We start from the raw sequence: 5994 nt of genomic DNA, 5'->3' as shown, positions 1-5994 counted from the left end.
CCAAGCCGTGCTCGGCGCCGGCGGCGGCGCGTGCGCGGGCGCAATTACGGCCACGCCGGCAAGGCGCTCAATCTAGTAGTGATTGACAATCCGGTGGCCGGCGATTACCAGATTGCGGTGCATGGCACTGACTACGGCCACTTTGCAGTGGGGGCGATGCTGGTTGGCGCAGGTGAACCACCAGTGCTAGGCGGTGTAGGAGCAACGGCAGCGGCTGAGCCGGAGATCACGACGGTTGAGGGTGAAATTGCCCGCGAGAGCGACCTCTTTTACACGATCAGCCTCCGTAGCGCCGATGAGCCGCCGCAAGTGCATTTCGATGCGCGCAGCACGATGGTCGCCGCCGTCGAACGGCTGGGTTCGGCGATGAGCGAGCGGGGTGGCGTACTCGGCGCTGCGCCGGTGGTTGATGATCGGCTGGGTGGCGCGTTGCGTGGTGAGGCCGCCGCAGTAGATGCGATGATGGCAGCGCCGCCAGACCAGCGCCGCCAAATGATTGGCGAGTTGATTGAACTGTGCAAAACGATGGTGGGTGACGAACGTGAGCGGGCATTGGCGATCATCACCGCACTCGAGCGGGTGCGTGAGGCGGTTGGTTAGGCTGGGAGGGCGCGGCGGTAGCTGCCACCGCCTCGCCTTGCCATTACCGGGACGGTTCGGCGGTTACCTCAACGGTGATGACGCCGGCATCTACCGTTCCTTGATTCGGCACTTCGACCGGCACTTCCCAAGCCATCCCCGAAAAGGCGACGTATAACATTTGGCGGCCTGACGGTACATTCGGCACCGTGAAACTGCCATCAGCGGCAACCGGGATTTCAGTCGGGTTCGGCAGTACAAAGACGACGGCGCCGCCGGTTGGCGCAACCACACGCCCCACAATATCGCCGCGCCCGCCGGGCAGCGCAATCAAGTTGCTGCGCCACAGCTCGACTGCTCCCATCACAACCAGCGCAACGGCAAGCACGGCAATGGCTATGCGCACCACACGCCGCCCTTGGCCGGGTGGAATGATAGGCGGTTTCCACTTGACATAATATTCAGGATCGATTGAGCCACCAGATGGCGGTTGCGGGGTATGTTTCGGCTCAGACATCGCTCGCCTCCTTGGTTGATGACGCAGAGAATGCAAACCTATCTGGCGTATGCGCAGAGCTTACGGCCTCCGCACGCTGAGATTGTCAAAACAGGCGCTGGTATTATCCCAACTACGAAAGCCGATGCCGCCGCTGGTAAAACTGGAGTCGCGCGCTTGCACCACCGGTTGGCCGTCAATATAGGCGGTAAAGGTGTCGCCACGCACTTCAACCTGCACTTTCCGATCAGCGCCGTACCAGTTGTAACCGGCTGGTGCATTCACGCGGGCAATCGGCGTGGTCAGCTCGCTGCCATTAACCCACTTGCGAATGAGGAATGCTCCTTGTCCATACCCCGGATCGTATTGAAATGAGTAGCCATTAAACTGCGCCCCCTCTGAATCACGGAAGAAAATGCCGTAGCCGTTGCCTGTGGTGATCCGGGCTAGATCAACGTTGATCACGTAGTCATTCCGATCCAGCGGACGGTAGATCCTTCCGGGGCCATCAATGCAGAGGCGGCCATCGCGTATCTGCCAGCGGCCATTTTGAATTGTCCAGTTGTTAAGGTTGGAAAAATCATCGCGCAGCAGATCGCCGCATTTCCCGCCAAACGCGCTGGAAGCGCGGCAGAGCGCGTCGCTCGTTCCCTCGCCGGTGCGCGTTAACCCAACCACCACTACTGCCGCTACCAAGCCGAGCAGAATTGCCAACTCGGTGAACGACTGGCCGGCGTCGCTCCTGTTTGCGTATTTCATCATGACGCCTCCTTATAATGATTATCAAGCGCAATAGCGCACAGCAGCCGGCGGGTTTGTATCAGCGTCGCTACTCGCTCTGACGTGGTGACGCCTTTGGGTCACTCTCCGGCGCGCCAGACCTTCACCCGGTTGCTGTGGAAGGCGCTCTGGCCGCCGAGATCGGCCAAGGCGTCGGGTGTTGTCCAATTGACATTGCGGCCATCGGGCGAGAGCATAGCCCAATGCCCTTTGGCGGCAAAGACGACTCCCGGCGGAACATTGTCGCTGATCACGGCGCGTAGCCGGCATTCGCCGCGCTGGTTGCCTACTACGACCTCATCACCGTTGCGAATCCCGCGGGCTGCAGCGTCAGCCGGATTGATTTCAATGCTTGGCGGCCCTTCTTTGGCGCGCAGGCTAGGCTGGTTGGCCATGCTCGACGAGACGAAGTGATGCGGCGCGGCTGAGATGAGGGTCAGCCAGCCCTCTTCCAGCGGATGAGCCACATACTCGGCGGGCGGCTCGTAGTGGGGCAGCGGGTCTAGCCCCTGCGCCGCCACGGTTGCGCTCCATAGCTCGACCTTGCCCGACGGAGTCGGGAAGTGGCCATCGGCGAACGGCACTTCGGTGTCAGGTGTTAACGCCAATCGCACCGTACCCTCGCGTTGCAACCGCTCGTAGGTAATCCCGGCCAGAAACGGATTCCGCGCTCGGGAAGCGTCGAGCACGCCGCGAATCGCTTCCTCTGCGCGCTCGTGCAGCCACGGCTCGGTATAACCCATCGCCGCCGCCAGCAAGCGGGTCACGTCCCAATTGCTCTTCGCTTCCCCCAACGGCGCAATCGCCGGTTGGTTGAGGGTGAGGTAGCGGTGGCCGTAGGCGCGGTGTAGATCGAGATGTTCAAGCTGGCTGGTCGCTGGCAGCACAATATCAGCGTAGCGCGCAGTATCGGTCAAAAAGAGGTCATGCACGACGGTGAAGAGGTCGTCGCGCCGCAACCCCTGCTCGATCAGGCCAGCGTTGGGCGACGATGCCAGCGGATTGGCGCAATAGACAAAGAGCGACATAATCGGCGGATCGGTCACTTCGCCGGTCAATGCCGCCCCCAGCCGGTTCATGTTGATCGTACGCGGGGTGGGCGGGCATTCAGCGCCATGCCCAACCGCGGCGCCATCCCACGTCGCGTAGCCGCCGGTGGAATAGGCGAACCCGCCGCCGCGCACGCCATACTGGCCCACCACCGCCGGCAGACAGAGCAGCGCGCGGAAGGTCTGGCCGCCGTTCTGGTGGCGCTGGATGCCGTCGGCAGTCTTGATGATCGCCGGTTTGGTGGTAGCGTAGCGGCGGGCGAGATCAATGATAGTCGCCGCCGGCAACCGGTAATCGCCGCCACCCGCTCAGGATCGTACTCGGCGGCGCGGGTGCGCAGTTCGCGCCACCCGACCGTATGCTGTTCCAACCATGCTTCGTCGTGCAGGTTCTCGGCAAAGATCACATGCATCATACCGAGGGCCAGCGCGCCGTCGGTAGCCGGATTAATCGGCAGGTGCAGATCAGCCGAGCGGGCCGTCGCGGTGCGGCGCGGGTCAATCGCCACCACATACGCGCCGGCTCGCTGCGCCTGCCTGATGAATGGCATTGCGTGGGGGCCGGCGCTAGCTGGATTGTGCCCCCAGAGGATGATCAGGCGGCTGTGCAGCAGATCGTCGTAATCGGGACTGCGCCGCGCGCCGAGGGTGGCGTAGACAGCAGCGTGGGCAGCGGCGCAGCAGATTGCGCGATCAAGGCCGCTGGCCCCCATCCGGTTCCACAGCCGGGCATCGACGATCGCGGTTTGCAACAATCCCAGCGTGCCGCTGTACGAATAGGGCAAGATCGCCGCTGCGCCGTACTCGGCGATAATCGCCTGCCAGCGACTGGCAATCGTCGCAATCGCCTCATCCCAACTGATCCGCTCCCACTGCCCGCTCCCCTTCGGCCCCACCCGGCGCAGTGGATAGAGCAGCCGATCCGGACTGTAGACCCGTTCGAGGTAAGGGCGCACTTTAGCGCAGAGCCACCCTTGCGTGATCGGGTGATCGGGATCGGCGTAAAACGCTACTGCGCGGCCATCACGCACTTCGGTGATAGTGCCGCAGGTGTCGGGGCAATCGTGCGGGCAGCAGCCGCGAATCAGGGTCGTGGTCATAGCGCGCTCCAGTGTTTCGCTCTTGCTAGGCATATTGTAGCACTGCGGGCGAGCGGCACTGTAGCGTTGTCATAACGGATTTGTCGATGTTCCTTCGTTATCCCCATATATTCCACTACAAATTGTCGTAATGTGGATAACTGGCCGAACTTTGTGGATAACATTTGCATATCGGTGGATTACAGGTTGATGACAGTTTGGAGCGCTTGCCGCCTGTTAGTGTGAGAGGCGTCGGCTCTGTCTATCATTGCGAGGGGGCGACGGGCCTGTCTGTCATTGCGAGGGGGCGCAGCCCCCGAAGCAATCTCCTGCTTGAGCGAACGCCATGCCTGTGCGGAAGCGCCCGGGATGCCCACGGCGGGCAGGGGTGGTTCCCACGTTCGTGGGGGATTGCTTTGCCGCGCGGTGCGCGGCTCGCAATAACATCGGCTGTCTGTCGTTACGAGGGAGCACAGCGACCGAAGCAATCTCCTGCTTGAGCGGATGGGATGCCTGAGCGGGAACACATAACTTGCCAGCACAAGCGCCGGCCAATATGGTGATCGGTGAAGCCCCTCTTGCACAACGGCGATCACTTGCGCCCCAATCTGTGCTATGCTGGGAAGGGAACCGAGCCGGGATCCATTGGCTGTCTTTCCCAAACCCGTATGACCCTCATTCTGTTTGAAGATGAACTGTGGCGCCATTTTGCCACCTTGGTGCAGGCCCGTCCGGTCTTTGATCTGCGGTGCGGCGCGTTTACCACCCGCGAGCGGGCAGCGGCCATCCTTGGCCGTCCGGCGCGCGGGTTGGCTCGCCCGCACCTAATGCCGCACTTTGGGCCGCCGGGGGGGTTGGCCGAGTTGCTCGCCACCAGCGATCCGATCCTGTTTGTGAATGGGCGCGCGCTCAATCTAGAGTGGTTGCCGGCGCTTGACTGCGAGCCGGTGAACACGGTGTACATCGTGGGTGAGACGTTGCTTGGCGCGCGGGTGTCGCCGGCGTTGGCCAGTGCGATCATCTATTATCTGCGCGAGCAGCAGGGTGAGGCGGCCCGCGATGAGCTGGCGCGCTTTGCGCGGGTGGTGGAGCTGCAAGTTCCGGCGGCGTTGCTCGTGTACCCGTGGGATCTGATTACGCAAGCTGGCGAGCAGCTCATTCGCGATGAGCCGTTGCTCGCGCGCCGGTTGCTGCTCTTGACGGCTGATCAGCCGCACGTGATCACCCATGGCCGGCGGGTGTATGTTGATCCGGCAGCGCAGTTGGCTGGACCGGTGGTGCTCGATAGCCGCGATGGGCCGGTGTTTGTCGAAGCGGCCCAGATTGAGCCGTTCAGCTATATTCAGGGGCCGGCCTATATCGGGCCGGGGACATTGGTTGCCAGCGCGCGCATCCGGGCTGAAACCTGTCTCGGCCCGGTCTGCCGGGTTGGCGGCGAGGTTGAGGCATCGATTATTCAGGGGTACTCGAACAAGCACCACGACGGCTTTCTCGGCCATAGCTGGCTGGGGGAATGGGTCAATATCGGCGCAATGACGACCAATTCCGATCTGAAAAACAACTATGGCTCGGTGCGCGTGTTGCTAGAGGGGATCGGCCAGATCGATACCGGCATTCTGAAGCTGGGATGTTTTCTGGCTGATCACGTCAAGCTAGGCATTGGCCTGCACCTGACCGGCGGCACCATGATCGGCACCGGCTCGAATGTGTTCGGTATGCACAGCGCGCCCAAGAATGTGCCGCATTTTACGTGGGGCGGCGAGACGTTTCGCGAGTACCGGATCGATACGATGATCAGCGTGGCCCGGATTGTGATGGCGCGGCGTAAACGAGAACTGACGCCGAGCTACGAGCAGGTGCTGCGCAAGGCGTTTGAGTTGACGCAGCCGAGCCGCGATGGGTTGGGGTGAGCGATGTCGTTTCATCATTTGCCGAGCGTTGATGCCTTGATCCGCGAAGTGCGCGCTAGCCAGCCCGACGCGCCGCACGAGTTGTTACGCGATGCGGCGCG

Annotated in this window: 3 protein-coding genes and 2 pseudogenes; 2 read left to right on the top strand and 3 right to left on the bottom strand. The window is 62.2% G+C overall.

Going from position 1 to position 5994, the window contains the following annotated elements; all coding sequences use genetic code 11:
- Window positions 1-600, top strand: a pseudogene (locus tag U9R81_RS03030) (permease); the annotation flags it as partial.
- Window positions 601-643: 43 nt separating this feature from the next.
- On the opposite strand, the gene U9R81_RS03025 reads toward U9R81_RS03030, so the two are convergent.
- The 3 genes and pseudogenes from U9R81_RS03025 to U9R81_RS20005 form a co-directional block, all read right to left on the bottom strand.
- On the bottom strand, window positions 644-1096 hold the full coding sequence (locus U9R81_RS03025) for a hypothetical protein (protein WP_322494055.1): 453 nt from the start codon (window positions 1094-1096) through the stop codon (window positions 644-646).
- 60 nt (window positions 1097-1156) lie between these two features.
- Entirely contained in the window at window positions 1157-1834 is a 678-nt protein-coding gene (locus U9R81_RS03020) for a family 16 glycoside hydrolase (protein ID WP_322494054.1), read from the bottom strand.
- 101 nt (window positions 1835-1935) lie between these two features.
- Window positions 1936-4004 (bottom strand): annotated as a pseudogene (locus U9R81_RS20005) (molybdopterin-containing oxidoreductase family protein).
- A gap of 647 nt (window positions 4005-4651) precedes the next feature.
- Here U9R81_RS20005 and U9R81_RS03005 point away from each other — a divergent pair.
- Window positions 4652-5893 (top strand): putative sugar nucleotidyl transferase, encoded by a 1242-nt coding sequence (locus tag U9R81_RS03005; RefSeq protein WP_322494052.1) that lies wholly within the window; start codon window positions 4652-4654, stop codon window positions 5891-5893.
- The last annotated feature ends 101 nt before the right edge of the window (window positions 5894-5994 follow it).

It is taken from the genome of Chloroflexus sp., from assembly GCF_034435895.1.
Classification (GTDB): domain Bacteria; phylum Chloroflexota; class Chloroflexia; order Chloroflexales; family Chloroflexaceae; genus Chloroflexus.
This window is presented reverse-complemented; position numbering and strand designations above follow the sequence as displayed.

What these genes read in the sequence shown, in the direction of transcription:
- U9R81_RS03005 (WP_322494052.1), top strand. Translation starts at nt 4,652, where the DNA reads ATGACCCTCATTCTGTTTGAAGATGAACTGTGGCGCCATTTTGCCACC.
- U9R81_RS03020 (WP_322494054.1), bottom strand. Translation starts at nt 1,834, where the DNA reads ATGAAATACGCAAACAGGAGCGACGCCGGCCAGTCGTTCACCGAGTTG.
- U9R81_RS03025 (WP_322494055.1), bottom strand. Translation starts at nt 1,096, where the DNA reads ATGTCTGAGCCGAAACATACCCCGCAACCGCCATCTGGTGGCTCAATC.